Below are 964 nucleotides of genomic sequence, written 5' to 3' on the forward strand. Positions count from 1 at the left end.
CGGCCGGCCGGCTGGCCGACGTGCCGCGGTACGCCTGGCAGCACGAGCGGTTCTGGCCCGACGAGCGGCCACCCGTCCCGCCCCGGGCGGCACACGCCCATCCCCTCCTGGGACCGGGCATCCGGCTGCCGGGCGCCCCGGTCCGCCACATATGGCAGACGGAACTGGACACCGGCCGACTCCCCTGGCTCGCGGACCACCAGGTGCACGGTGTTCCGGTCCTGCCCGGCACCGGCTACGCCGAGATGGCGCTGGCCGCCGCCTGCGAGGCCTTCGACACGGAGCCGGCGCGGGTGACGGTGAAAGACCTCGACTACCGCGGCCTTCTGCCGGTCGGCCGACCGGTCACCGTCACCACCACGCTGACGGTGACGGGAGACGGCGAGGGCGAGCTGGAGATCGTCACGGAACGGAATGGCCGACCGCTCGTCCAGGCCACCGCCCGTCTGACCCTCGCATCCACTGGTGCGTCCGGCGCCTCCGGCACGTCCGCACCCGTGGCGGAGCCGCCGCCCGGCCGCCGCATTCCGGCGACCGCGGTGTACGAACGGCTGCGCGCCATGGGGCAGTTCCATGGGCCGCGGTTCGCCGCACTCACCGACCTCACGGTCGAAGGGGACGAGGCGCTGGCCGTGATCCGGTGGCCCGACCAGCTCCCCCCGCATCCCCTGCTGCGCTGCCACCCGGCGCTGCTGGACGCCTGCCTGCACGGTCTGGCGGGCCTTCTGCCCGAGGGCGGCACCGGCGACCTGCTGCCTGTCGGCGTGGACCGGCTCCACCTGGCCGGCGATCCGTCGACCGTGCGCTTCAGCCGCGCCCGGTTGCGGGAGACCGAGGGCGGCTATACGGCGGACGTCCGGGTCCTCGACGCCGACGGCGCCACCGTCGCCGAGCTCGACGGCCTCCGCCTGCGGCCGGTGTCCGGCGACGCGCTGCCGGTGCCGGTCGACGACCTGCTCCACAC

1 protein-coding gene is annotated in these 964 nt (G+C 75.3%); it reads left to right on the forward strand.

All coding sequences use genetic code 11. The features are described from left to right. Positions 1-964: polyketide synthase dehydratase domain-containing protein (locus R6V09_RS53870; protein WP_317888656.1), on the forward strand; the 964-nt coding region annotated here is incomplete at both ends.

The organism is Streptomyces sp. W16 (assembly GCF_033194735.1).
Lineage (GTDB): Bacteria > Actinomycetota > Actinomycetes > Streptomycetales > Streptomycetaceae > Streptomyces.